The following is a 24183-nucleotide window of genomic DNA, read 5'->3' as shown; positions in this document are numbered from 1 at the left end:
CCTTTGCGGCGCCCTGCTCTGCTTTCATGATTTGTCCCTGCCCGTCAGCCGGGGTTCTTCTCAGCCATCAAACCCTTGACGATCGCCCAGCACAGAAGCAGCAACACGATCGTGAAAGGCAAGCCGGTCGAGATGACCATGGCCTGCAGGGCGCCAAGTCCGCCACCGATCAGAAGGACAATGGCGACGGCGCCTTCGAAGGTGCACCAGAAAACACGCTGCGGAACCGGCGCGTCGATCTTGCCGCCCGCTGTGATCGTGTCGATGACCAGCGATCCGGAGTCGGATGAGGTTACGAAGAATACGATCACGAGCACGATTGCGATCACCGAGGTTATCGAGGCAAGCGGCAGTCCTTCGAGCATAGCGAACAGGGACATCGGCGGGTTGTAGCTGTCGATCACCTGCGCCTTGACCGCGCTGGCGGCCGGGTCCGAAAGCACCTGCTCGATCGCGGCGCCGCCAAACACGGCCATCCACAGCACACAGACGAGCGATGGGATGATCAGGACACAGACGACGAACTCCCGTACCGATCTGCCGCGGCTGACACGCGCAATGAACATTCCGACGAACGGTGACCAGGATATCCACCAAGCCCAGTAGAACGCGGTCCATCCCTGCATGTAGCCCAGATCTTCGCGGGCGATCGGGTTGGACAGCGAGAAGATGTCCCTCGCATAGGTGCTCAGCCCTTCGACGAAGTAGGACATAATCCCGCCCGGCCCTGCCGCGAAGAACACAAAGAACAAAAGCAGCGCCGCGACGATCATGTTGATTTCGGAGAGGAGTTTGACACCTCCATCCAGACCGCGCAGAACCGACCCCAAGGCAACCGCGGTAATGACCGTGATCAGAACGATCTGGACGGTGACGTTGTTGGGGATCCCGAATACATGCTCGAGGCCCGCATTCGCCTGCTGCGCACCGAACCCGAGCGAAGTTGCGAGCCCGAACAGCGTGGCGAAAACCGCAAGTATGTCGATGACATGACCCCACCAACCCCACACGCGCTCGCCCAGGATCGGGTAAAAGGCCGACCGGATCGTCAGCGGCAAACCCTTGTTGTAGGTGAACAGCGCAAGGGCAAGGGCCACGACCGCGTAGATCGCCCATGGGTGCAGTCCCCAATGGTAAATCGTCGCGGCCAGTCCGGCCCGGCGCGCGGCGTCGACATTCGCCTCGATGATGGAACCGTCTTCGGCAATCGGGGAAGGAACGCCCAGAGGCTCGGAAATCGCCATGTGATAGACCGGCTCGAGCACGCCGAAGAACATCAGGCCGATCCCCATGCCCGCCGCGAACAACATCGCGAACCAGCCGGGATAACCGTAGTCCGGCACGGCCTCAGCGCCGCCGATCTTGATGCTGCCCCAGGGGCTGACGATCAGGAAAAGGCAAAAGAGCACAAAGAAATTGGCCGCAAGCAGGAAGAACCAGTCGAAGGTCGAGGTCAAGGCCGGGCGCAACCACCCAAAGAAGGCGCCGGCCTGTTCCGGCAGCGCCAGCGCATAGAAAACGAACGCGACAATGGTCAGACCCGAGATGAGGAAGACGGGGTTGTGGACATCAAAGCCGAATGGCCCAAACGTACCTTCGACGTTGTCCTGACCGATTTCATAGTCCGTCTCGATGACCTCGGAGTGACCTTCGGGATCCGGGATGCCCTGATTTGCAGATTCGTCGGACATGCTAGCCTCCTTTCGAATTCAGACCTGAACGATAGCGTCCTTAGTTGTCGCGTACGACAAAGACAGATGCGGATGAGTGCGCGGAAATCTTGCCACCATTCGAGGGCCAGAAATACTCCGCCAAGCCGGGTTTGTGGGATGCCATGACCACAAGATCGGCTTTCGTGTCCGACACCGCCTGCATGAGCGCATCGTCGATATCAGTGGTCGGATCGTGGCTGACGATCATATGCGCGTCGGCCTTGATGTCGTGTTTCCGCGCCTGTTCCGCCGCGAATTCTTCCAACCTGGCGCGAAACTCTTCGGGATTGTGTCCCAGCGGCCCCGGCGTGGCTGCCGTGACAGAAACATAGGCAACGCTCGCGCCGTGCCGCTTCGCTTCGTCGGCAACCACATTCAACGCTCGTTCGAGCTTGTCCAGATGAGCAAGGTCAACAGGCGCCATAATACGTTTGAACACTTGGTCCTCCTTCTTCGTCGCCGCTCGCGGATTTGGAACGAGCAGCGAACCAACCGTGATCTCAATTGCCGAAGCCGGAGTCGCCAAGAGACGAACCCCGGGCTTCCAATACGGGCCAGTGTAGGCACTAAATGGCTGTTTTTGCAATCGAAGGTTGCGGTCAGTTCAGTTTGCACCGGTTTCCACCAGGACGCCGCCTCTGGAAATCAGCGCAAAATGATCCTTGCCGGGCGGCTAATTCGAAAGCGCGGCCAGCACCCGATCCGAGGTCGGAATGGGCGCAACGGCGCCGCGTGATTCGACCGAAAGGGCTGCGGCGACGACCGCGTATCGCGCGGCCTCCCACGGATCTTCGGTCTGAAGCAACCGTGCAAGGAACGCCCCATCGAAACAGTCGCCCGCACCTGTTGCGTCTACAAGGCGCGCGGGACGTGACGGAATCGTTTCGATGTGGTCCCCATGCGCGACGAGGGCCCCGTCGGCGCCGAGCGTCAGGGCAACCGTGCTTGCGCCGAGGCCACGGTAGAATTCCACGATTTCTTTCGGATCGTCGAGTCCGGTCAGAAGCCGCGCGTCCTCGAGCCCCGGCAGCGCGATGTCCACCCGCTCCATCGCCCGGTGGATGGTTTCACGCGCTTCCTCGAGCGGCCAGAGCGACAGCCTGAGATTGGGGTCGTACGAGACGCGGACTCCGGCTTCGCGCGCCGCGTCGATGGCGGCAAATCCGGTCGCGCGGGCATCAGCGCTTATCGCCTGGGTGATGCCGGACAGATGCAGGATGCGGGCGTTCCGGATCGCGTCGAGCGGCAACTGCGCGGGCGTCATGCGCGCAGCGGCGGAACCGGCGCGACGGTATTCAAAGCTGTGGCCTTCGGGTCCATGTCGGACAAAATACAGGCCGGTCTGCGCCACCGGATCACGCTCGACCAACGAGGCGTCGACATCTTCGCGACGCCACAACTCCATCAGCGCATCGCCGAATCCGTCGTTGCCGAGCCGTGTCACGATCGCGCTGGACGCGCCCTGCCGACGTGCCGCAACGGCGACGTTCGACACGTCGCCGCCAAAGCCCTCGCACCAAAGACCCGGTTCGGCCTCGTTGAATTCGACGAGCGGTTCGCCAAGGCAGAGGATGTCAGCCGTCATTCCGTTTCCTCGTATTCGAGTTGCGAGGTTTTCCCGCCTCAGTGATTGTTGCGCGGCAGCCCCTTGGCCGCGATACGCTGGAATCTGACCGCCGGTTTCAGAACCATCCCCTGGGCCAGCTGATCGACGCAGCTGCGCTGCAGTTCTTGCCAGGGTGTCTGCGACTCGGGGTAAGCATAGCCGCCCGCGGCCTGCAGTTCCGCGCGGCGCCCATTCCATTCCGCTTCGGGCAGGATCACATCGACCCGGCCCTTGGCGAGATCGACGCGCACCCGGTCGCCGGTTCTGAGCACAGCAAGCCCGCCGCCCGCCGCCGCCTCGGGCGAGGCATTGAGGATCGAAGGTGATCCCGACGTTCCCGACTGTCGCCCGTCTCCGATGCAGGGCAGTTCCTGAACCCCCTGCTTCAACAGGTAATCGGGCGCGCGCATGTTCACCACCTCGGCGGCGCCCGGATAGCCGATCGGCCCGGTGCCGCGCATGAAGAGGATGCAATCGGCGTCGATTTTCAGGCCAGGGTCGTCAATACGGTCGTGATAGTCCTCGGGCCCGTCGAACACCACCGCGCGGCCCTCGAAAGCCATCGGATCGTCGGGGTCGGACAGATAGCGCCGCCGGAAATCCGGGGAGATGGTCGAGGTTTTCATCACCGCCGCATCGAAGAGGTTGCCGGTGACGACGCGGAATCCGGCCGCCGGTTTCAAAGGCTCGGCAAAGGGTCGGATCACGTCCATATCGGTTGGCAGAACGCCCCGGCAATTCTCGCCGATGGTGCGGCCGGTCACGGTCAATGCGCCTTCGCGTATCAGCCCTTCCTGGATCAGCGTACCGACGACAGCCGGAACCCCGCCCGCGCGGTGATAATCCTCGGCCAGGTAGTCGCCGGCGGGTTGCAGGTTGACGATCAGCGGGACGTCGCCGCCGATCCGCTCCCATTCCGTGAGGTCGAAATCGACGCCGATATGGCGGGCGATCGCCGCGATATGGATGGGCGCGTTCGTGGACCCGCCGATGGCGGAGCTTACGACGACCGCGTTCTCGAACGCATCGCGGGTCAGGATGTCCGAGGGTTTCAGATCCTCGCGGACCATGTCCACGATGCGTTTTCCGGTTTCATAGGCGATCTGGGCGCGTTCGCGGTATGGTGCAGGGATCGCGGCGCAACCCGGCAGGGACATGCCAAGCGCCTCGGCCAGCGAGTTCATCGTCGTGGCCGTTCCCATAGTGTTGCAGAACCCGGCCGAGGGGGCCGAAGCCGCAGCCATCTCCATGAACCCTTCATAGTCGATCTCGCCCGCCGCCAGCATCTCGCGGGCCTTCCAGATGATCGTGCCTGACCCCGCGCGTTCACCCTTGTGCCAACCGTTCAGCATCGGGCCGCCGGTCAGGACGATGGCGGGAATGTCCACTGTAGCGGCGGCCATAAGACAGGCCGGGGTGGTCTTGTCGCAACCGGTTGTCAGCACCACGCCGTCGATCGGATAGCCGTAGAGAACCTCCACCAGCCCGAGATAGGCGAGGTTGCGATCCAAAGCAGCGGTTGGGCGCTTGCCCGTCTCCTGAATCGGGTGAACCGGGAATTCAATGGCGATGCCACCAGCCTCGCGGATGCCCTCGCGCGTCCGCTTGGCAAGTTCGACCAGCGGACGATTGCACGGTGACAGGTCGCTCCCGGTCTGGGCGATGCCGATGATCGGTTTGCCCGATTGCAGCTCTTCGCGCGTCAGGCCGTAGTTCAGGTACCGCTCAAGATAGAGCGCGGTCATCGCCGGATCGTCCGGATTGTCGAACCAGGCGCGGGAGCGCAGTTTGCGGTCGCGGTTTTCGGTCATCTCGAACCTCCGTCCTATTCTTTCGTGACCCGGCGTATCGCGTCGGGACGCTCATGCAGGCCGGGCAAGAGAGATACTCCGTGGCCCGGCAAGTCGGGAACGGTAATCATGCCGTCCTTGACGACGGGCAGCCCGCTGACGAGTTCGCGATACCAGCCGGTGTAGAAGGCGCGCACGGATTCCTGGATGAGCGTGTTGGGCGCATGGAGCGAGAACTGGCAGGACGCAGCGAAAACCACCGGCCCCGTACAGTCATGCGGCGCGACCGGCACTCCGTAAGCTTCGGCCATACCCGCGATCTTGCGCGCCTCGCTCAGACCGCCGCACCACGACAGGTCAAGCATCGCAACCCCGGCCACCCCGGTTTCGAAATATTCGCGGAACGCGTGGATCGAAGGCAGCGTTTCCGAGCAGCAGATCATCGCCTCGGTATGTCGGGCGTATTCCTTTAGGTCCGACAGGTTTTCCAGCCGGAACGGATCCTCGTGCCAATAGGTGCCGTAGTCGCGCAACTCATGGGCCAGGCGCCGCGCCATCGGCGGCGACCAAAGCGAGTGGAACTCGACCATGATGTCCATCTGGTCGCCCACCGAGTTGCGGATCTTCTCGAAGGGCTCCAGCGCAGTCTTCAGCTCTTCCGCCGTGATGTCCCAGCCGCCGCTGCGTTCCGCCGCCGGGTCGAAAGGCCAGATCTTCATCGCCGTGATGCCCTGATCCAGCAGCGATTGGGCAAGTTCGTCCGCCCTGTACAGGAAGGCGTCCAGATCTTCGTATGGTCCCTCGGTTTCGCCCGCCTGCCAATTCGACACGCGCTGGCCCACGGCGCTGCGCACATAGCGGTAGCCGGCGCAGGTGTTGTAGGTGCGCACCGCATCGCGCGCGCGCCCTCCCAGCATGTCCGCAACGGGCCGTTCGTTTGTCTTGGCGAACAGGTCCCACAGCGCGATGTCGATGGCCGAAAGCGCCCGTGTCTCAACCCCTGCCCCGCGCCAGCCGATGTAGTCCTTCAGTTCTGTTCGCCTCGCCGGGATCGCCAGTGGATCGCGGCCCAACAGTCTTGGCGCGCACCAGTCGTGGACATAGGCCTCGACCGCGCTGGCGCCGAAGAACGTCTCGCCCAAGCCGCGCGTGCCGTCATCGGCGACGACCTCGACCCAGACGAGGTTGGGGAATTCCTTCAGCCGCAGCGTTTCGATCCGTTCGATCCGCATTGCTTGTTCCTCAGCGTCCGGTGATGCCCGGGAAGGCGATCAGAACCGCCACCGCAAGAATCTGCAGGCAGATGAACGGCAGCAGCGAGCGGAAGATCTCACCCAGGCTGATATCGGGAGGCGCGACGCTTTTCAGGTAAAAGGCCGCAGGACCGAAAGGCGGCGACAGGAACGAGACCTGCATGTTCATGGCGAAAAGAACGCCGAACCAGACCGGGTCATAGCCAAGCTTGACGATGATAGGCACGAAGATCGGCATGGTCAGCAGCGCGATCCCGACCCAGTCCAGGAACATGCCCAGCACGAACAGGATCAGCATCATGAAGATCAGGATGATCGTGGGGTTGTCCGAGATACCGGTGATAAGGTCGGACACGAACTTGATCCCCCCCATCAGGTTGAAGACGCCGACCAGCGCCGAGGCCCCTATCCCGATCCAGACGATCATGCCGACGGTCCGGAGCGTCTGCAGCGCCGCGCCCTTCATCAGTTCGATCGTGAACTCTCCGCGGATCATGGTCGACAAGGTCACGCCAAGCACGCCGACGGCCGAAGCCTCGGTCACACTGGCAATGCCGCCATAGATCGAGCCCAGCACCAAGATCACCACGCAGATCGGCAGGAACAGGCCCTTGAGCAGGCGCAGCTTTTCCGCCGTCGGGGTTGGCGGGCCTTCGACCACAGGCGCGAGCGAGGGATTGAGATAGGCACGCACCAGCACATAGGTGACGTAGAATCCCGCCAGCATGAGGCCGGGTACGAAGGCCGAAGTGAACAGGTCACCGACCGACACGTTGGCCGTCAGCCCGTAGATGATCAGAACGATCGAGGGCGGCACCATGGTACCCAGCGCGCCGCCCGCACAGACGACGCCGATGGCCAGTTTCCGGTCGTAGCCCAGGCGCAGCATCTGTGGCAACGCCACGAGGCCCAGCAGCACCACCTCACCGCCGATGATGCCCGACATCGCAGCAAGGATCACCGCCACGGCGATCGTCTGGATCGCCACGCCGCCTCTCAGCCTGCCGCCCATCAACCGCATGGCGTCGAACAGGTCGCGGGCGATGCCCGAACGGTCCAGGATCGCCGCCATCAGCACGAACATCGGCACCGAAACGAAGACGAAGGATGAAACAAAGGAATAGACGCGACTGGTGATAAGCGGCACCGACATCGGACCAAACCAGCCGAGCGCGAAGATGAGCGCGACAAGCAGCGTCACGAATGCCAGCGGAATACCCGTCAGCAGCAACAGCAGCAGCAGGACGAACATCACGAAAGTACCGGCCTCGATCCCGAGACCCTGAAGCGAACCGAAAAGTTCCATCACTTGCGCCCTTTCGCGTAGCCCCAGGCGAGGATCAGGAACTGAACCGCCATGACGGTCAACACGGCCAGAAGAAAGAGTTTGAGAAGCGCGGGATAAACCGGGTCCCACGCGCTGCCTGAACGTTCCAGGCGGACACTGCCATCGGGGCGGAACACCGCACGCTCGACCATCAGCCAGGCCGCCCAGGCGAACATCGCCGACGACGCCGCGCAGATCAGCGAGATCACGATGTCAAAGACCCGCCGGACGCGATCGGGCAGCCAATCGTAGATCAGCACGACGCGAATATGCTTGTCGTGCGAGGCGCAGTAGAGCCCGCCATAGATGAAGGCGATGGCGCAAAGGAACACGGTCGTTTCATGCGCCCAGATGGTGGGCGCGTTGAATACGTAGCGCAGCACCACTTCCTGAATGAGGATGAGCATCGCCGCGACGATGCCGATGGCCAAAACAATGCCCAGCCGGTCTATGACGCGGCCCAGCAAACCGGCTTCGGGGATCGGCCCCGCGTCCGGCGCCTCGGGCGATACGTGATTATCTGCACCGTCCATGTCGTGTCCTTGGAATAGGTGGTTTCGCCGGGGCGGCGCGCCGCCCCGGTCACGAGGCCACGCCTCAGTTCATCAGGCCGTTTTCCTTGAGGTAGGTGGTCAGCGCGTCATAGACCTTTTGCGCGTTGTCCGAACGTTCGGCCACCTTCGCCCATTCACCGGTCGCGATTTCCCGGAACTTGGCGCGTTCCTCCGCGGGCCAGTCGTGGACGGTGATCGTACCGCTTGCCTGGGCTTCTTCGACGGCTTTCATGTCGCGTTCCGCCAAGGCCGCGACCTGCGTCTGCGCGAACTCGGCGACCGTTTCTTCCATTACCGCCTTGAGGTCGTCAGGCAGCGCGTCCCACTTGCCCTTGTTCATCGAGATTTCGACCAGCGGCATCGAGTGGAAGCCCGGATAGACCGGATGCGGCGCCACGTCATGCATGCCCTGCTGGTGGTTGGTCGAGAACACGGTGTAGTCGGCTGCGTCGATCACGCCCTTGTCGAGCGAGGTGAACACCTCGGAACCCGGCAGGTTCACGGGGGCGGCGCCGGCCGCAGCGAAGACCTGCTGCACCAGCCCTTCGGGCGCGCGCATCTTCAAGCCCTGAAGGTCGTCAACGCCTTCAAGCGGCACTTTCGACAGGAAGGCTTCGAGCCCGGGCGTCGTAGCGCCGATGAAATGCAGGCCGTAGGGTTCGACCAGTTCGTTCATCAGTTCCTTGCCGCCGCCGGTGGTCATGAAGTCGAACATTTCCTGCGGGTCCGACCATGCGCCGACCGGGTTTGCGATCAGGCCGAACGCCGGGTCCTTGCCCGAGAAGTACGAGGTGTCGGTGATGTGCCCGTCGAGGATGCCTGCCGCGATCGCGTCCTGAGTCTCGTTGTGGGCGACGATCGATTCGACCGGCAGAAGTTCGATGGCGATTCGGCCACCGGACTTTTCTGCAACCGCCTCGGTCCAGCCCTGCTGAAGCTCGAAGTTCGGGTTCCCGGCGGGATCGCTCGACTGGAATTTGAAGCTGAATTCCTGCGCCGTAGCGCCCGGGGACAAGACAGCCGTCAGCGCCCCGGCGGCCAAGCCAGCTTTCAACCATTTCATGTGGATTCTCCTCCATTTTTGATCGGCGCATTGACCGATCCTGAAATCATGGTAACGTTACCATCGTATATGACAACGCTACCAACCTGTCAATCGGCCCACCGGGCGGGAATTGGCGGAACAAGGGCAGTTCGGCGGCGCAAAGAGGAAAAACATGAAAACACGAAGGGCAAGCGGTCGTCCGACTATCGCCGACGTAGCACGGCTCGCGGGTGTCGGGGCCATCACGGTGTCCCGGGCGATCCGTGACCCGAACCAGGTATCCGAGGAGTTGCGCAACCGAATCGAGGAAGCGATTCGAGAGTTGAACTACGTGCCGAACGTGCAGGCGCAGATCCTCGCTTCGGGCCAGAGCAACGTGATCGCAGTTCTTTTGCCAAGCCTGACCAACAGCGTTTATGCCGATGTCATTCGCGGCATCTACGACAAGGTCGCCCCGACACGCTTCCATATCCAGATCGGTAACACTCGCTATTCCGAGCAGGAGGAGGACAGGCTCGTCGCGCTCTTTGCCTGGCAGCGTCCCGCGGCGATGCTGCTGGCCGGTCTGGATCAGTCTGAAACGACGCGAAGCTTCCTTGCGGACGCTGAGTTTCCGATTGTCCAGATCATGGAACACGGGCCGGCAATCGACATGGGGATCGGCTGTTCGCACAAGGACGCCGCACGCGCCGCAGTCACGCACCTGATCGACTGCGGTTACCGCCGGATCGCCTTTCTGGGGGCCCGGAAAGACCCTCGCATGATGCGGCGGCGGGACGGCTATCGCGAGGCGTTGGCGGCCTTGCCCGGCGCCAAGCCGATCGAGCTTTTGACACCCGAACCGTCAGGCGTCGCCCGCGGCCGTGCCCTGTTCTCGCAGCTTTTGGACACGGCGACGGACATCGACGCGGTGGCCTGCGGCAACGACGACCTGGCGCTGGGGGCCTTGTTCGAATGCCAGGCGCGCGGGATAGCGGTGCCGGAGCAGATGGGAATCATAGGATTCAACGACCTCGAAATGGCCGCCGCTGCCGTCCCAGCCATCAGCACCGTCAGGATCGACCGTTACGAGATGGGCCGCCGCGCCATCGGAATGCTTCTGGACCGATTGGAAGGAAAGAAAGTTGGCGAACCCATCGTCGATATCGGCTTCGACGTCATCCGGCGCGCCAGCACGAGCGCGGTTGATCAAGGTGTTTCCGCGGCGCGTTCGGCTAAAGGCGGTTAACCAAGATGATGGATACAACCCGTCTGTTCCGCTCTAAATCGGCTCGCCCAATGCCATGTAAAGCAGAATCCGGTTGTTGAGCAGCGCCGCTTGGGCCTGGATGACGTTGACCTGGCGCTCAAGCTGGAACTGCTGCAGGACAAGAAGCCCGGTCATGTCGATCGTCCCTTGGACATAGCGGTCGTTTGCAAGTTCCAGTGCTTCGTCGGAATCTTTTAGGGACTCCTGCCAATTTGCCAGTTCGGCGCGAAGTGCCTTTTCGTTGGCCAGCGCAGTTTCCACCTCCTTGAAAGCTTCAAGGACCGTCTGGCCGTATTCCGCCACGGCGGCAGCCTGTCTGGATGTCATTCTCGCGACGTCGGCGTCTATCGCGCCACCGGCGAAAATCGGTTGAAGTAGGTTCACGCCAATCCGCAGGAAATCGGGATTGGTCCCCAGCAACGAGAGATTCGGTTCCAGCAGCGCCCCGCCCGCCGCATTCAGCGAGATGCCGGGCAACCTGGTCAGTTCCGCCACCTTGACGTTGTAAAACGCCGCCTTGACCTTGTTCCGGGCCGCCGAAACGTCGGGACGGCGGTCAAGCAGAGACAGCGGCAACCCCGAGGCTGGCAGCGATCCGGGCATCCGAGGAAAGCTTGCCGCCGGCTTGAGCCTGAGACCGGGGTATCGTCCAAGCAGTACCTCGAGGCTGCCGATGGCCGTGTTCTGATCGGTGGTGATCTGGCTGGTGGCCGCCTTTGCGGCGGCAACGCGCGCCCTGGCCTGAACGACGTCGAAATCCGAGACGGCGCCTGCGGCCGCCCTTTCGTCCGAGATGATCAGCAGGTTCTCGTAGACTTCCGTCGCCTCGCGGCTGACCGCCGCCAATTGTGCGATCTCGATATTCGCGACCCAGCTCCTTGCGACTGTCGCCGCAATGGACTGCTGCAGGAAACGGGCGTCGTCGGCGATGCTGCCGGCAAGGGCCGCGCTGGCCGCCTTGTCGCTGCGCAGCCGCCCCCATACGTCGATTTCCCAGGACGCAGCGAGCGCGCCGCCGAGCACCTGGCTGGTGCGATTCAGGTCAAGCCGACCGTCCCTGTCCGTCAGGCGCGAGGCTTGCGCGCCGGCTTCGAGCCCGATCTGGGGCAGCAAAGGCGAACCGGCAATCACCACCGTCTGCATTGCCGCCTCCACCCGCGCCACCGCGGCGGCCATATCGCGGTTGTTGCGCAGCGCCTCATTAACCAGGTTCGTGAGGTTCGGATCTCGGAAGGACGCAACCCAATCGCCCTTGACGGCCGAGCTTGGTGCTCCGGATGTAGACCATGCCGCCGGGATCACGGTTCCCTCCGGCAACGCGTCCTCGAGGATAACGCCATCTGACGGCGGCACCGGAGTTTCACACCCGGCGACAGCCAGCAAGCCTACGCCCACCGCGATGATTTTGAGCGGCGATACTGCGCCTGTCATTTTTTTTGCCCCTCAATATTTCTTCAAATTGGCAGCGGATAGATCCAGCGGCTCCAGGCATATGTCCGGAGCGAGATTTGCCCCAGCCAGGTGAACGGGCTGTCGCTGGTGAGTATCAGAGTGGCTCCGCCTCCACCGATCGGAAGTCGAACGTCGGGGTCGTCCATAACGATCTTGACGGGCAGGCGAACCTCGGTGTGCAGCGGAATGTCCGGGAATACCGGCAGGTCGCCGGAAGGAAGGTACTGACCCCGGCGGCTTGCCCACCAGATCTCGGCCACCCTGCCTGTGAAATGCTTGCCCGGATAGTTGTTCAGCGAAATGACGACCGGTTGGCCTTCGCGGACGTTCATCAGGTTTTCCTGCCGGTATGCAGCCAGCAGATAAGGGTTTTCATCGACGATCAGAGACGCGATCGCCCCGACGCGAAAGGTCCCGGCGACCATACCCTCTTGCACCTGTAGGTTGACAATCACCCCATCCTGCGGCGCCTTGAGTTCTGTGTTGTCCAGGTAATATTGCGCCTGCTCCAACTGGGCCTCGGCCTGGATGACCGAGGTATTGATGCCGTCGATCTGCGACGCATAAGCAAGCTCGGCGCGTTTCTGTTCCTCTTGCGCCTTGGCCAATGACGCCTGTGCCGAAAGTACACGTGTCGTCCAGCGATCCGCGGATTCCTGCGAGCCGGCCCTTTGATCGGCAAGCGTTGCAAATCGATCCTGCTGTACGGTTGCAAAATCCAGATCGGACTGCGCGCGGGCGACCGAGTCCTTGGCGATTGCAATGTCGGCCTCCAGGATCTTCGCGTTCTGCTGCGCGGCAACGACAGCCGCCTGGGCAGAGCGGACCTGCGCCTGGAAGATACTCTTGTCGAACACGAAAAGAACGTCGCCCTTCTTGACCGGCATGTTCTCCTTGACGCGAACGTCGGTGACCAGCGTCTGTTCAGGCAGTCGTGGCACCAGTTGAACGGTATGCCGCACGACGCGGACATCGCTTGTGAAGGGCGATTGCATTCTCATCCCGACCAGAGGCACGATCAGCAGGTGCAGCAGGAAGAAGACCGAGATCAAACCCCATGTCGGGGTGAACCGCAGCCATCTCAACTTGAAGAACACGATCCAGACGAACCCCAGGTAGACAAGGGTGATCGCGACGACACCGGCCATCTGTCAGTCCTCTCTGCCGGTCCGGGGATTGGATTGCGGCATCGGGGGGTCTTCGTTGTCGGGATCCTCTACTTCGCCATAGGCATAGGCCTTGAGACGCGCCAAGTCGCGCTTGATGGCCTCGCGCTCTTCATCAGGGAACCTGCGGATGTCCACGACGTCCGAAGGTTTGAACGCCCAGATGAATGCCTGAATCCACGGGATGACAGCCAGAAATCCCGCCCAGCCCATCGCATAGACGGCTTCTGCCTCGGGGTGGTTGCGTGCCACCGCAATTCGTCCCGGCAGTCCCAACAGCCAGACGATGAAGGCCAGGAAACCGAACACACAGATCATTCCGCAAACAAGGGTGACCGCATCCCAAAAGTAGTATGAATTGGTGACCGAGCTCCAGAATCCCTCAGAGTTCTGCATCCTTGTCTCCCTCAACAAGTTTGGCACCAGATCCAGAGAACCCTAATCGGTGCGAAGCATGAAGATGGTTCTGTCAAAATCATCTCAGTTCTGCTCCGAACTTTCAGGACTGGCAGAATGTTTGTCCAGATGTTTTCTGAACTCGAACCCAGAGGTGTCACATGTGCCCGGCGGTTCCTCAGCGCGTGCGGAACTGCACCGTCAACAAACCGGATTCGCCGCTCAATCCACTGCGGCTGGACAAAGGAACGGCCGCCGTTGCGTGGGGAAAACAACCATTGACGACTGCGGCTGCGGTCGCGCAATGATAAAGAACGACCTTCAAGCTATTGATCTAGCCACCCGAATTGCCGCCCCCGGCTAGCCGCAAGCCCGAGAGGTATCCCGATGGACACCCATGACGCCAGTTCCCTTTCGGCGCGACTGGTGAAGGTTCTGGAACATCCGGTTGTCCGGCTTGCCTTGCCCTTGGTTGTCTTGTGCCTGGCCGGCTACGTGCTGACCCGGCTCGCCTCCGAGGTCCGCTGGAGCGATGTCAAGGCCGACATTGCCGCCAGTTCCTGGTCGACCTTGGGCCTTGCGGCTTTTTGGACAGCGGCAAGCTATGTCGGTCTGGCGTCATACGACATCCTTGCGGTCAGAAGCGTTGCCAGGAAACGAATCCCGGACTGGGTGGCGGGATTTGCGGGGTCCAGCGGATACGCGATATCGAACCTTCTAGGCTTCTCCTATCTGACTGGAACGGCGGTCAGATACCGGATCTACTCCTCTCTGGGCCTTGAACTCAACCACGTGGCCGGGATCATCGCGATATCCTGGGTCGGCTTGTGGCTGGGCCTCACACTGATCCTGTCCATATTGCTGACACTGCACCCGCAGGGATTGTCGACCGTGGTGCCACTGAACCCGACGACCGAAACGGTCATCGGGGTCGCGCTCGCGGTCGCGCTTGCCGGGTTGTTCTTGTGGTTGTCGCGCGGGACGCGGCGGGTTTCGGTTGCGGATTTCGGGTTCGATCTGCCGGGCGTCAAGCTTGGCGGTGGTCTGATGATGGCCGGTGTCATCGATCTGTGCGGATCGGCGCTGACACTCTATGTCCTCATGCCATCCGATCTGGTCCAAAGCCCCACGTTTTTCTTCGTGATCTACGTTGGCGCCATCGCCCTCGGCATTCTCAGCCATTCACCGGGAGGACTTGGAGTTTTCGAGGCTGCAATGATTGCCGGGCTTGGCGCTGCGGGGCGGCCCGACGTTCTTGCGGCGCTGCTGCTCTACCGAGTCGTCTACACGATCCTTCCTTTCGTCGTCGCGATCGTCTGCCTTGCGGTGGTCTGGGCGATAGCGGAACACCGCACGGTCACGCAATCGGCATCCTGGGTCTTTCGAATTGCCCGACCCGTCGTGCCGTTCGCCGCCGCGTCCATTTCGCTGCTCGCGGGCAGCGTGCTTCTTTTCTCAGGCAACATCCCGGTGGATTCCGACCGGCTCGGCGTTCTGCTTGACGTTCTACCACTGTCGGTCATCGAAGCATCGCACATGATCGGCAGCGTAGTCGGGCTGCTATTGATCGTGATTTCCCGAGGGCTGTTCCGAAAGCTCTATCGGGCATGGTTGATCGCGATCCTGCTCATGACGGTCGGTTTCGTGGTGTCGCTGACCAAGGGGCTCGACTGGGAAGAGTCGCTTGGCCTCCTGGCGGCAATCGGACTTTTGGCCCTGTTTCGCTCGGCCTTCTATCGCGTCGAGGGCGCCTCGGTCTTCCGGCTGAACGGAACATGGATCCTCAGCCTGGCGGCGTTGGTGCTGGCCATTACCTGGGTCGGATTCGTTGCCTACAGCCACGTGGAATACCGGGATGAGCTATGGTGGGATTTTGCCTTGCACGCCGACGCATCGCGGTTTCTGAGGGCAAGCCTGGTCGTGGCCATCCTGCTTGCCGGAATATCGCTCGACTCGATCGTGCTTAACCGGGGTACGCGCTCGGGCCCCGAGCCGATTCCGGACGTCGTGCGAAAACTGGTCGCCGAGAGTGAGGACACCGAGGCGAACATGGCCCTGATAGGCGACAAGTCGTTTCTGATCGCAGAGGACGGTTCGGCCTTTCTCGCCTACGCCGACACCGGAAAATCCCTGATCACCAAAGGAGAACCGGTTGGCGACGAGGAAGCGGGCCGCGACCTCATCTGGCAATTGCGCGAGAAAGCCGACCGCGAAAGCAAGCGCTGCGCTTTCTATGCCGTGTCGCCGCGCTATCTTCCAACCTTCCTCGATCTCGGGCTGTCGATACTGAAGATCGGCGAGGTTGCGAGGGTCGATCTTACCGGATTCACGCTGGACGGATCGGCCAAAAAGGGCTTCAGGCAGGCGCGCAACCGGGCGTCGCGCGAAGGGTATGTCTTTGAGATCATTCCCAAACAGGAACTGAAGGAATACCTGCCCGAGTTGAAGGCGATCTCGGACAAATGGCTTGCCACCAAACAGGGCGAAGAAAAAAGCTTTGCGCTTGGCGGCTTTGACGAAGGCTACGTTTCCAATTTCGACCATGCCGTCCTGCGCGATCCCGAGGGGCGGATCGTGGCCTTTGCTAACCTGTTTCAGGGCGGCAACAAGCATGAACTGTCGCTCGATCTTATGCGGTATGATCCCGACGCGCCGAGTTTCGTGATGGACGCGCTCTTCGCGGAGTTGATGCTTTGGGGCGCGCAGACAGGGTTTCGCTGGTTCTCCCTTGGCGCGGCACCGTTTTCGGGGATCGAGAACCGGCAGTTGGCCTCGTTCTGGAACCGTGTTGGCGGCTTCGTCTACGATCACGGCGAGCAGTTCTACCATTTCGAAGGGCTGCGCAGCTTCAAGCAGAAGTTCGATCCGGTCTGGACGCCGAACTACCTTGCAAGTCCCGGTGGGCTCGCGGCACCGAAAATTCTCTACGAGGTCAACGTGCTGATTTCCGGCGGCATCCGGGGTCTGATGAAGTAGGAGCGGGCTGATGGTCTTGAATTTTACCGATCATGCGTCGAACGAGCGGACCTTCCTTGCCTGGGTTCGGACCGCGATCGCGATCATGGGGTTCGGCATTGGTATCGAGCGGCTTGTGACCAAGAATGTCGCGATCTGGTCCGAAGTGCTGTTGCTGGGCGCCGGCGCTGTGGTCATCCTGCTGGCTTACGTGAGGATGCGGCATCTGCGGGGGATGATCCTCCGATCGGAAATGATCGACCAGGAGGCGACGCCATCCGAAACGCTGTTGCTGCTGCTCGTCGCATCATTGATCGCGCTTTTGGGCGTCTTTGTTTTCCATATCAGCTGACCCTAAGGGATTCGACCAACAACACCCAAGACGGTTTCCGGATTCTCTGTATAATGTGAGGATATTGGCCGCACCCGGACGGCCAGCGCGACGAAGGGGCGAGGTGTGACAGGACCTATTGCCGAAGCCGAGAAACTGCTTTTACTGAAGGCGTCCGGCCTGATGCTGCTTGTCGTCGTGCCTGTCATTCTGATGGCTCTGGCATTTGCCTGGCGCTACCGGGCGACGAACGACCGGGCGGCGTATAGCCCGGACTGGGATCGGTCGCGGGTCGTGGAAATCACCGTTTGGGGAATCCCGGCGATCATGGTCGGGCTTCTCGCTACAATGGTCTGGGACAAGACCCACGCGCTCGATCCATACAAGCCGCTTCCAGGCGGAGAACCGTTGCTGGTGCAGGCCGTCGCTCTCAATTGGAAATGGCTGTTCATCTATCCGGACCACGGCATAGCCACTGTAAATGAGCTTGCCATTCCCGCGGACCGTCCGGTTTCGTTCAGGGTAACGTCGCAAGTCGCAATGAATTCCTTCATCATCCCCGACCTCGGCGGTCAGATCTATGCCATGGCGGGAATGGAGACGCAATTGAACCTGCAGGCGAATGAGCCGGGCAAGATGCAAGGCCGGAACATGCAGTTCAGCGGAACCGGGTTTCCCCAGCAGACATTCGACGTTCTTGCGATGACCGAAGCCGATTTCGACGGGTGGATAGAGCGGGTGCGCGCCAGTGACCAGGCCCTCGATGACCGCTCTTTTGCGGAAATCAGTCAGCCCAGCATCGCTGCTCCCGTCACCTATTTTGCCTCGGCTCCGCAGGGTTTCTTCGCCGGGCTCCTCGCCGGCAGCGCGGACATGCCCCATGCAGCGGATACCACCGCAGAAGGAGCCGGAAATTGACCGAAGACATTTCGCCCCTGCTTGGGCGCCTCGGCCCGGATGCCCTTCCGCTTTATAGTTGGGTCGCCATGGGCGGCGCCATGGTGACCGTGGCGGGCGGACTTGGATTTCTGGCGATCGTGACCTGGCTCGGCAAGTGGCGCGAGCTTTGGTCGGGATGGATTACCTCGGTCGATCACAAACGCATCGGCATCATGTACATCGTGCTGGCGCTGATCATGCTGATCCGCGGCTTCGTCGACGCCATCATGATGCGTCTGCAGCAGGCGCTGGCGATGGACGGAGGCGGATACCTGCCGCCCGAGCATTTCGAACAGATCTTCAGCAGTCACGGCACGATCATGATCTTCTTCATGGCCATGCCTTTCGTCACGGGCCTGATGAACTTTGCCGTCCCGCTTCAGATCGGCGCACGCGACGTGGCATTCCCGGTGATGAACTCGATCAGCTTCTGGCTGACAGCGGCCGGTGCCGGCCTTGTCCTTGTCTCGCTGGTCATCGGCAAGTTCTCGACGGCCGGCTGGACCGGGTACCCGCCCTACTCCGGCGTCCAGTTCACACCCGGGGTCGGCGTCGACTACTGGATCTGGGCCGTTCTGGTCAGCGGTGTAGGTTCGACGCTGACAGGCATCAACTTCGTCGTGACGATCCTGCGCAAACGCACAACCGGGATGACGTTGATGCATATGCCGATGTTCACCTGGACGGCGCTGTGTTCCAGCATCCTGATCGTCTTTGCCTTTCCGGCACTGACCGTCGTCACCGCGATGCTGGCGTTGGATCGAACCGTGGGAACCCATTTCTTCACGAATGACGGCGGCGGCAATGTCATGAACTTCATGAATCTGTTTTGGATCTGGGGACATCCCGAAGTCTACATCCTCATCCTCCCGGCGTTCGGGATCTTTTCCGAGGTGGTGGCGACCTTCTCGTCAAAGCGCCTGTTCGGATACCCTTCGCTGGTCTACGCCACCATGGTGATCGCCGTCCTGTCCTTTACGGTCTGGCTGCACCATTTCTTCACCATGGGCGCCGGCGCGAACGTGAACGCGATTTTCGGAATCGCAACCATGGTGATCGCCGTGCCCACGGGCGTAAAGGTGTTCGACTGGCTCTTCACGATGTATCGCGGCCGCATCCGGTTCGAACCGCCCATGCTTTTCACGCTCGGATTCATGTGCCTCTTCGTGGTCGGAGGCATGTCGGGCGTTCTGCTGGCGATCCCACCGATCAATTACGCGACGCACAACACCACTTTCCTCGTGGCGCATTTCCACAACATGATCATCCCCGGCGCGCTGTTCGGCTACGTGGCCGGCTACATGTACTGGTTTCCGAAGGCCTTCGGATTCCGGCTGGACCGCAACTGGGGCGCCCGCGCCTTCTGGTTCTGGTTTACCGGCTTCATCCTGGCATTCATGCCGCTTTACGTCATCGGCCTGATGGGTATGCCGCGCAGGATGGAAAGCTATGCGAACCCGGACTGGCAACCCTGGCTGATCATCGCGTTTCTTGGCGCATGTCTCATCCTTCTGGGGATCGTTTCACTGGGCATCCAGCTGTGGGTCAGCGTCCGCGACCGGGTGCGTCTTGCCGCCGAGGCGGACGACCCTTGGGACGGGCGAACGCTGGAATGGTCGACATCGTCTCCGCCCCCAGCATGGAATTATACAGAACTGCCGATCGTTTCGGTCCGCGATTCCTTTCATGAGGCAAAATTGACAGGTAAACCCATTCCGACGGCGCCGTTGACCGCCTCAATCCACGTGCCACGCAATACTGCCGTAGGCCCGGTCATCGGGTTTGCCGGATTCTGCGTCGGATTCGGAGTGATCTGGTTCATCTGGTGGCTGGCGGCAGTTGGGTTGGCCCTGGTCGCCACGACCCTGATTGCGCGTTCTTTCGCGGATGACACCGAAAGCGAAGCGTTCCCCGGACGAGGCACCGGGATCTCATGACCACCGCAGTACGCCATTCCGACAGTGAGGTGAGCTTCGGCTTCTGGCTCTATCTCATGAGCGACGCCATTCTCTTTGGCCTGATCTTCGCGACCTTCGTCGTCATGTCGACCAACCTGGCCGGCGGGCCGGGCGGCACGGACCTGTTCAGCATGACCAACCTCTCGATGCAAACCGCCCTGCTGTTGACCAGCAGCCTTACCGTCGCGCTGGCGCATCACGCGGCAATGGAGGAGCGCATCGGGCCGGCCCTGGTTTGGCTGGCATTGACGTTCGCCCTTGGGGCCGGGTTTCTCGTGCTGGAAGTCAGGGAACTCAGCGGTTTCGTCGCCAGCGGAGCGGGGCCGAATCGCAGCGGCTACTTGTCGGCATTCTTCACCTTGCTCAGCACTCACGGCCTGCACGTGTCCGCCGGCCTGATCTGGATCGGCACCATGATGATGCAATTGCTGCTGAAGGGGCCGAATTCGCGCGTGCTTTCCAGACTTTCGCGGCTAACGCTGTTCTGGCACTTTCTGGACATCGTGTGGATCGGGATCTTTTCTGTCGTCTACCTGCCGGAGTTGTTCTGATGCAGGGACTCCGCCCAATTCTGATCGGCTTTGCACTCGCCGTAGTTCTGACGGTGCTGCCGTTTGGCCTTGTCGCAACGCGGCTGCTGCCCCGCGATATGACCCTGTGGCTCGTGGGCGTCGCAGCTGTCACCCAGATCATGGTGCATCTTCGGTTCTTTCTCGGGATCCGGTTGGGATCAGGTGACCGGGAGAGAAACGGCGCGCTCATCTTCGCTTTCGTTCTCCTGTTCATCATGGTCGGGGGAACACTGTGGGTCATGGGTAACTTGAACTACCGGATGATGTAGGTTCCGACCTTGGCAGTCTGAGGTTCTTGCCGAGAGTTTTTCGTCGCATTTCAATCCATTTGCCACTCATGCCCAGTTCCCAAGAACCGACGTTCGGCCGCTCCAATTCGAGGCAATCCTCCGCCGATCAGAGCCTCCAATTGCCCTCTTCACATCAATTCGCTCGACTGCTAGGTCACAAACAGCCATTTTTGCGAGGTTTTCAGTGATTGTCGAACGCACTGCCATTCCGGATGTTCTTGTGATTACCCCGGCCCGTTTTGGTGATGACAGGGGCTTCTTCAGCGAAAGCTGGAGCGCGCGGAAGATGGCCGAGCACGGCTTGGACACTTTGTTCGTTCAGGACAATCACTCTTTTTCGGCCAAGGCTGGAACGGTGCGTGGGCTTCATTTCCAGTCACCGCCCCATGCCCAGGCCAAGCTGGTGCGTTGCGGAAGGGGGCGACTTTTCGACGTGGTCGTGGACATCCGCAGGGGCAGCCCGACCTACGGGAAATGGGTCGGCGAGGAATTGAGCTTCGAGAACGGAAAGCAGCTGTTTGTACCCGTGGGCTTTTTGCACGGCTTCGTTACGCGCGAGGACGGCACCGAGATTGTCTACAAGTGCTCCGACTACTACGCTCCGGACTGTGACGGCGCGGTGCGCTACGATGACCCCGACATCGGCATCGACTGGAAACTGGGGGACTCGGTCCCCGTTCTTTCCGGCAAGGATGCGGCCGCGCCCCTGCTCAGAGATCTGCAAAACCCGTTCGTGTTCGAAGGAGCGGTCCAGTGAAGATTCTGGTAACCGGCGGGGCCGGGTTCATAGGATCCGCCGTCGTCCGTCTGGCGATCGCCCGCGGGCACCAGATCGTCAATCTGGACGCGCTGACCTATGCCGCCTGCCTCGACAACGTGGCGAGCGTGGCTGACGACCCGAATTATGCCTTCGATCAGACTGACATCCGGGACCGGGCCGGGCTGGATCGGATCTTTTCGGAACACGCGCCGGACGCCATCATGCACCTGGCGGCCGAAAGCCACGTGGACCGTTCGATCGACGGACCCGAAGATTTCATCCAAACCAACATCACCGGCACCTACAACTTGCTTGAAGCGGCACGGCGGTACTGGATCGACCGCGGCAGGCCGGGCTTGTTCCGGTTCCACCACGTGTCGACTGATGAGGTTTTCGGCTCACTCCCGAATGACCCCGCGAAGCTGTTTACCGAGGACACGCCTTACGATCCAAGATCGCCATATTCCGCGTCCAAGGCAGCAAGCGACCACTTGGTGCGCGCCTGGCACGAGACCTACGGCTTGCCTGTCGTTCTGAGCAACTGCTCGAACAATTACGGCCCCTTCCATTTTCCGGAAAAGCTGATCCCCGTTACCATCCTGAATGCACTCGCCGGCAAACCTCTGCCAATCTACGGCGATGGATCCAACATTCGCGACTGGCTTTATGTGGAAGATCATGCCGATGCGCTGTTGCTGGTTCTGCAAAAGGGTGAACTAGGACGCTCCTACAACATCGGGGGCGGGAATGAACGCTCCAACCTCGAACTTGTCCGATCGCTCTGCACCATTCTCGACGAGCTTCGCCCGAAACCCGAAGGCAGCTATGCCGATCAGATCAGTTTCGTCGCGGATCGTCCGGGTCACGATGCCCGCTACGCCATCGACGCAAGCCGCATACGTCAGGAACTGGGATGGACACCGGCCGTTTCGCTGGAGGACGGACTTCGGAAAACCGTGGAATGGTATCTGAACAATGAAGCTTGGTGGCGACCGCTGCAGCAGCGCAAGGGTGTTGGCGTGCGCCTGGGGGAAAAAGTGTGAAGGTTCTGCTTTTCGGAAAGACCGGGCAGGTCAGCCGGGAACTGCAACGGCGCGCCGAGGCGGTGACGCTTGAAGTCGTCGGGCGCGACCAAGCGGATTTCGCGGATCCCGCGACTTGCGTGGAATGGATTCGGAACACCGATGCGGACGCGGTCATCAACGCGGCGGCCTACACGGCGGTTGACAGGGCCGAGGATCAGGAAGAACTGGCCGCGGCCGTCAACGGAACGACACCGGGTGCATTGGCCCGCGCCGCAGCTCAGCGCGGCCTGCCCTTCCTGCATATCTCGACGGACTACGTCTTTGACGGCCAAGGGAATACTCCCTACCCCGAAAACCGCTCCACGGCGCCGCTGGGGGCCTATGGGCGCAGCAAACTGGCCGGCGAAGTGAATGTCCGGGCTGCCGACGGCCCCCATGTCATTCTGCGGACATCTTGGGTGGTCTCGTCACATGGCGGCAATTTCGTGAAGACCATGCTCCGTCTCGGGGCCGAACGCGACCGCTTGACCATTGTGGCCGATCAGATCGGCGGGCCGACCTGCGCCGCAAACATTGCAGATACCTGTCTTGAGGTCGCGAAACAGCTTGCCGAGAACCCGAAAAAGACCGGAACCTACCACTTTTCCGGCGGGCCGGATGTCAGTTGGGCCGATTTTGCGCGCGAGATATTTCGACAAAGCGGCATTGCATGCGAGGTCGTTGACATCCCCAGCAGCGACTACCCCACGCCGGCCAGACGCCCCTTGAACTCGCGGCTTGACAACAGCAAGCTTGAAAGCGTTTTCGGTATCCAGAGGCCGAATTGGCGCAGGGGCCTGAGCGACATACTGGTGGATCTGGGAGTCCTGAAATCATGACCAATCGCAAAGGCATCATTCTTGCCGGCGGATCCGGGACGCGCCTGTACCCCGTGACCATTGGTGTCTCCAAGCAACTGCTTCCGATTTATGACAAGCCGATGATCTACTATCCGATCAGCGTCCTGATGCTTGCGGGGATACGCGAAATCGCGATCATCACGACGCCCCACGATCAGGACCAGTTCAAGCGTACGCTCGGCGACGGCAGCGACTGGGGTCTGTCCTTCACCTACATCGAACAACCCCGGCCCGAAGGTCTTGCGCAAGCCTACCTGCTAGCCGAAGAGTTCCTCGACGGCTCACCGAGCGCATTGATTTTGGGGGACAACCTGTTTTTCGGGCATGGCTTGCCCGAGATACTGGCGGCAGCCGACCGACGCGAACGCGGCGGCACGGTTTTTGGCTATCGGGTATCCGATCCCGCACGTTACGGCGTCGTCGGCTACGACGCAAACGGACGCGTCACCGAAATCGTCGAAAAACCCGAAGTTCCCCCGTCGAATTACGCAGTGACGGGCTTGTATTTCCTGGATGCAACCGCATCGGATAGAGCTCGGCGAGTCAAACCATCCCCGCGCGGCGAGTTGGAGATCGTCGATGTCCTGCGCAGCTACCTTGCCGAAGAAGAGCTGGACGTGCAGCAGATGGGCCGGGGCTACGCCTGGCTCGACACCGGCACTCATGCCAGTCTGCTTGACGCGGGGAACTTCGTGCGGACCCTGTCGGACCGCCAAGGCCAACAGGTCGGCTGCCCTGAGGAAATCGCCTACCACAAGCGCTGGATCAGCGCGGACCGGCTGAAGGAACTGGCGTCGCGTCTGAGCAAGAGCTACTATGGAACCCATCTTTCAGAGATCCTGAAAAGCTAGGTCCCCCGGCCAAATTCGGCTGACTGCACATGGTGATTTTGCGGCTGTGACGA

22 protein-coding genes are annotated in these 24183 nt (G+C 61.2%); 11 read left to right on the top strand and 11 right to left on the bottom strand.

Annotation, left to right across the window (positions count from 1 at the left end; all coding sequences use genetic code 11):
• Positions 1 to 44 precede the first annotated feature (44 nt).
• The 8 genes from FGK63_RS04850 to FGK63_RS04815 all read right to left on the bottom strand — a co-directional run bounded on the left by FGK63_RS04850 (position 45) and on the right by FGK63_RS04815 (position 9305).
• Positions 45 to 1691, bottom strand: a complete 1647-nt coding sequence (locus FGK63_RS04850) for a BCCT family transporter (RefSeq protein WP_138840499.1) — start codon at positions 1689 to 1691, stop codon at positions 45 to 47.
• Between the two features lie 40 nt (positions 1692 to 1731).
• Complete coding sequence (locus FGK63_RS04845; RefSeq protein WP_342777306.1) at positions 1732 to 2238, bottom strand: universal stress protein; 507 nt, start codon at positions 2236 to 2238, stop codon at positions 1732 to 1734.
• Between the two features lie 147 nt (positions 2239 to 2385).
• Positions 2386 to 3297 carry a sugar kinase gene (locus FGK63_RS04840; RefSeq protein ID WP_138840498.1) on the bottom strand — a complete coding sequence of 304 codons (912 nt, stop codon included), beginning with the start codon at positions 3295 to 3297 and terminating at the stop codon, positions 2386 to 2388.
• A gap of 38 nt (positions 3298 to 3335) precedes the next feature.
• Entirely contained in the window at positions 3336 to 5129 is a 1794-nt protein-coding gene (locus FGK63_RS04835) for an IlvD/Edd family dehydratase (protein ID WP_138840497.1), read from the bottom strand.
• Positions 5130 to 5143: 14 nt separating this feature from the next.
• Entirely contained in the window at positions 5144 to 6340 is a 1197-nt protein-coding gene (locus FGK63_RS04830) for a mandelate racemase/muconate lactonizing enzyme family protein (RefSeq protein WP_138840496.1), read from the bottom strand.
• 10 nt (positions 6341 to 6350) lie between these two features.
• A complete protein-coding gene (locus FGK63_RS04825) occupies positions 6351 to 7667 on the bottom strand; it encodes a TRAP transporter large permease (RefSeq protein ID WP_138840495.1) in 1317 nt (438 codons plus the stop codon).
• Complete coding sequence (locus FGK63_RS04820) at positions 7667 to 8221, bottom strand: TRAP transporter small permease subunit (RefSeq protein WP_138840494.1); 555 nt, start codon at positions 8219 to 8221, stop codon at positions 7667 to 7669. Before FGK63_RS04820 ends, FGK63_RS04825 begins: the two co-directional genes overlap by 1 nt.
• 64 nt (positions 8222 to 8285) lie before the next feature.
• Positions 8286 to 9305 (bottom strand): TRAP transporter substrate-binding protein, encoded by a 1020-nt coding sequence (locus tag FGK63_RS04815; protein WP_138840493.1) that lies wholly within the window; start codon positions 9303 to 9305, stop codon positions 8286 to 8288.
• 154 nt (positions 9306 to 9459) lie between these two features.
• Between FGK63_RS04815 and FGK63_RS04810 the strand changes: the two genes are divergently transcribed.
• A complete protein-coding gene (locus FGK63_RS04810) occupies positions 9460 to 10515 on the top strand; it encodes a LacI family DNA-binding transcriptional regulator (RefSeq protein WP_138840492.1) in 1056 nt (351 codons plus the stop codon).
• 33 nt (positions 10516 to 10548) lie between these two features.
• On the opposite strand, the gene FGK63_RS04805 is transcribed toward FGK63_RS04810, so the two are convergent.
• Genes FGK63_RS04805 through FGK63_RS04795 form a run of 3 tightly spaced genes read right to left on the bottom strand, consistent with a single transcriptional unit; the run spans position 10549 to position 13550 of the window.
• Complete coding sequence (locus FGK63_RS04805; RefSeq protein ID WP_138840491.1) at positions 10549 to 11967, bottom strand: efflux transporter outer membrane subunit; 1419 nt, start codon at positions 11965 to 11967, stop codon at positions 10549 to 10551.
• A gap of 23 nt (positions 11968 to 11990) precedes the next feature.
• Positions 11991 to 13136, bottom strand: a complete 1146-nt coding sequence (locus FGK63_RS04800; protein ID WP_138840490.1) for an HlyD family secretion protein — start codon at positions 13134 to 13136, stop codon at positions 11991 to 11993.
• 3 nt (positions 13137 to 13139) lie between these two features.
• A complete protein-coding gene (locus FGK63_RS04795; RefSeq protein ID WP_138840489.1) occupies positions 13140 to 13550 on the bottom strand; it encodes a DUF3302 domain-containing protein in 411 nt (136 codons plus the stop codon).
• 387 nt (positions 13551 to 13937) lie between these two features.
• Between FGK63_RS04795 and mprF the strand changes: the two genes are divergently transcribed.
• The 10 genes from mprF to rfbA all read left to right on the top strand — a co-directional run bounded on the left by mprF (position 13938) and on the right by rfbA (position 24130).
• Positions 13938 to 16526, top strand: coding sequence for a bifunctional lysylphosphatidylglycerol flippase/synthetase MprF (gene mprF, locus FGK63_RS04790; protein ID WP_138840488.1), 2589 nt, complete (start codon positions 13938 to 13940; stop codon positions 16524 to 16526).
• Positions 16527 to 16536: 10 nt separating this feature from the next.
• The gene (locus FGK63_RS04785) at positions 16537 to 16857 is read left to right on the top strand and encodes a YidH family protein (RefSeq protein WP_138840487.1); all 321 of its coding nucleotides are present in this window, start codon (positions 16537 to 16539) and stop codon (positions 16855 to 16857) included.
• Between the two features lie 105 nt (positions 16858 to 16962).
• Complete coding sequence (gene cyoA / locus FGK63_RS04780) at positions 16963 to 17754, top strand: ubiquinol oxidase subunit II (RefSeq protein WP_171052575.1); 792 nt, start codon at positions 16963 to 16965, stop codon at positions 17752 to 17754.
• Complete coding sequence (locus tag FGK63_RS04775; protein WP_246043955.1) at positions 17751 to 19712, top strand: cbb3-type cytochrome c oxidase subunit I; 1962 nt, start codon at positions 17751 to 17753, stop codon at positions 19710 to 19712. Before cyoA ends, FGK63_RS04775 begins: the two co-directional genes overlap by 4 nt.
• A complete protein-coding gene (locus tag FGK63_RS04770) occupies positions 19709 to 20284 on the top strand; it encodes a cytochrome c oxidase subunit 3 (RefSeq protein ID WP_138840485.1) in 576 nt (191 codons plus the stop codon). The genes FGK63_RS04775 and FGK63_RS04770 overlap by 4 nt, the downstream gene beginning before the upstream one ends.
• Positions 20284 to 20574, top strand: a complete 291-nt coding sequence (cyoD, locus tag FGK63_RS04765; RefSeq protein WP_138840484.1) for a cytochrome o ubiquinol oxidase subunit IV — start codon at positions 20284 to 20286, stop codon at positions 20572 to 20574. The genes FGK63_RS04770 and cyoD overlap by 1 nt, the downstream gene beginning before the upstream one ends.
• 205 nt (positions 20575 to 20779) lie before the next feature.
• A complete protein-coding gene (gene rfbC / locus FGK63_RS04760; RefSeq protein ID WP_138840483.1) occupies positions 20780 to 21352 on the top strand; it encodes a dTDP-4-dehydrorhamnose 3,5-epimerase in 573 nt (190 codons plus the stop codon).
• Positions 21349 to 22398: a dTDP-glucose 4,6-dehydratase gene (gene rfbB, locus FGK63_RS04755; RefSeq protein ID WP_138840482.1), complete on the top strand. Its 1050-nt coding sequence runs from the start codon at positions 21349 to 21351 to the stop codon at positions 22396 to 22398. The genes rfbC and rfbB overlap by 4 nt, the downstream gene beginning before the upstream one ends.
• The gene (gene rfbD, locus FGK63_RS04750; RefSeq protein ID WP_138840481.1) at positions 22395 to 23258 is read left to right on the top strand and encodes a dTDP-4-dehydrorhamnose reductase; all 864 of its coding nucleotides are present in this window, start codon (positions 22395 to 22397) and stop codon (positions 23256 to 23258) included. The genes rfbB and rfbD overlap by 4 nt, the downstream gene beginning before the upstream one ends.
• A complete protein-coding gene (rfbA, locus tag FGK63_RS04745) occupies positions 23255 to 24130 on the top strand; it encodes a glucose-1-phosphate thymidylyltransferase RfbA (protein ID WP_138840480.1) in 876 nt (291 codons plus the stop codon). Before rfbD ends, rfbA begins: the two co-directional genes overlap by 4 nt.
• Positions 24131 to 24183: the final 53 nt, after the last annotated feature.

Origin of the sequence: Ruegeria sediminis (assembly GCF_005938215.1) — a bacterium.
In the GTDB taxonomy this organism is placed as follows: Bacteria; Pseudomonadota; Alphaproteobacteria; order Rhodobacterales; family Rhodobacteraceae; genus Ruegeria; species Ruegeria sediminis.
Note: the sequence above shows the minus strand (reverse complement) of the source record. Positions and strands in the feature narration are given on the sequence as shown.

What these genes read in the sequence shown, in the direction of transcription:
- FGK63_RS04850 (WP_138840499.1), bottom strand. Translation starts at nt 1,691, where the DNA reads ATGTCCGACGAATCTGCAAATCAGGGCATCCCGGATCCCGAAGGTCAC.
- FGK63_RS04840 (WP_138840498.1), bottom strand. Translation starts at nt 3,297, where the DNA reads ATGACGGCTGACATCCTCTGCCTTGGCGAACCGCTCGTCGAATTCAAC.
- FGK63_RS04835 (WP_138840497.1), bottom strand. Translation starts at nt 5,129, where the DNA reads ATGACCGAAAACCGCGACCGCAAACTGCGCTCCCGCGCCTGGTTCGAC.
- FGK63_RS04830 (WP_138840496.1), bottom strand. Translation starts at nt 6,340, where the DNA reads ATGCGGATCGAACGGATCGAAACGCTGCGGCTGAAGGAATTCCCCAAC.
- FGK63_RS04825 (WP_138840495.1), bottom strand. Translation starts at nt 7,667, where the DNA reads ATGGAACTTTTCGGTTCGCTTCAGGGTCTCGGGATCGAGGCCGGTACT.
- FGK63_RS04820 (WP_138840494.1), bottom strand. Translation starts at nt 8,221, where the DNA reads ATGGACGGTGCAGATAATCACGTATCGCCCGAGGCGCCGGACGCGGGG.
- FGK63_RS04815 (WP_138840493.1), bottom strand. Translation starts at nt 9,305, where the DNA reads ATGAAATGGTTGAAAGCTGGCTTGGCCGCCGGGGCGCTGACGGCTGTC.
- FGK63_RS04810 (WP_138840492.1), top strand. Translation starts at nt 9,460, where the DNA reads ATGAAAACACGAAGGGCAAGCGGTCGTCCGACTATCGCCGACGTAGCA.
- FGK63_RS04805 (WP_138840491.1), bottom strand. Translation starts at nt 11,967, where the DNA reads ATGACAGGCGCAGTATCGCCGCTCAAAATCATCGCGGTGGGCGTAGGC.
- FGK63_RS04800 (WP_138840490.1), bottom strand. Translation starts at nt 13,136, where the DNA reads ATGGCCGGTGTCGTCGCGATCACCCTTGTCTACCTGGGGTTCGTCTGG.
- FGK63_RS04795 (WP_138840489.1), bottom strand. Translation starts at nt 13,550, where the DNA reads ATGCAGAACTCTGAGGGATTCTGGAGCTCGGTCACCAATTCATACTAC.
- mprF (WP_138840488.1), top strand. Translation starts at nt 13,938, where the DNA reads ATGGACACCCATGACGCCAGTTCCCTTTCGGCGCGACTGGTGAAGGTT.
- FGK63_RS04785 (WP_138840487.1), top strand. Translation starts at nt 16,537, where the DNA reads ATGGTCTTGAATTTTACCGATCATGCGTCGAACGAGCGGACCTTCCTT.
- FGK63_RS04770 (WP_138840485.1), top strand. Translation starts at nt 19,709, where the DNA reads ATGACCACCGCAGTACGCCATTCCGACAGTGAGGTGAGCTTCGGCTTC.
- cyoD (WP_138840484.1), top strand. Translation starts at nt 20,284, where the DNA reads ATGCAGGGACTCCGCCCAATTCTGATCGGCTTTGCACTCGCCGTAGTT.
- rfbA (WP_138840480.1), top strand. Translation starts at nt 23,255, where the DNA reads ATGACCAATCGCAAAGGCATCATTCTTGCCGGCGGATCCGGGACGCGC.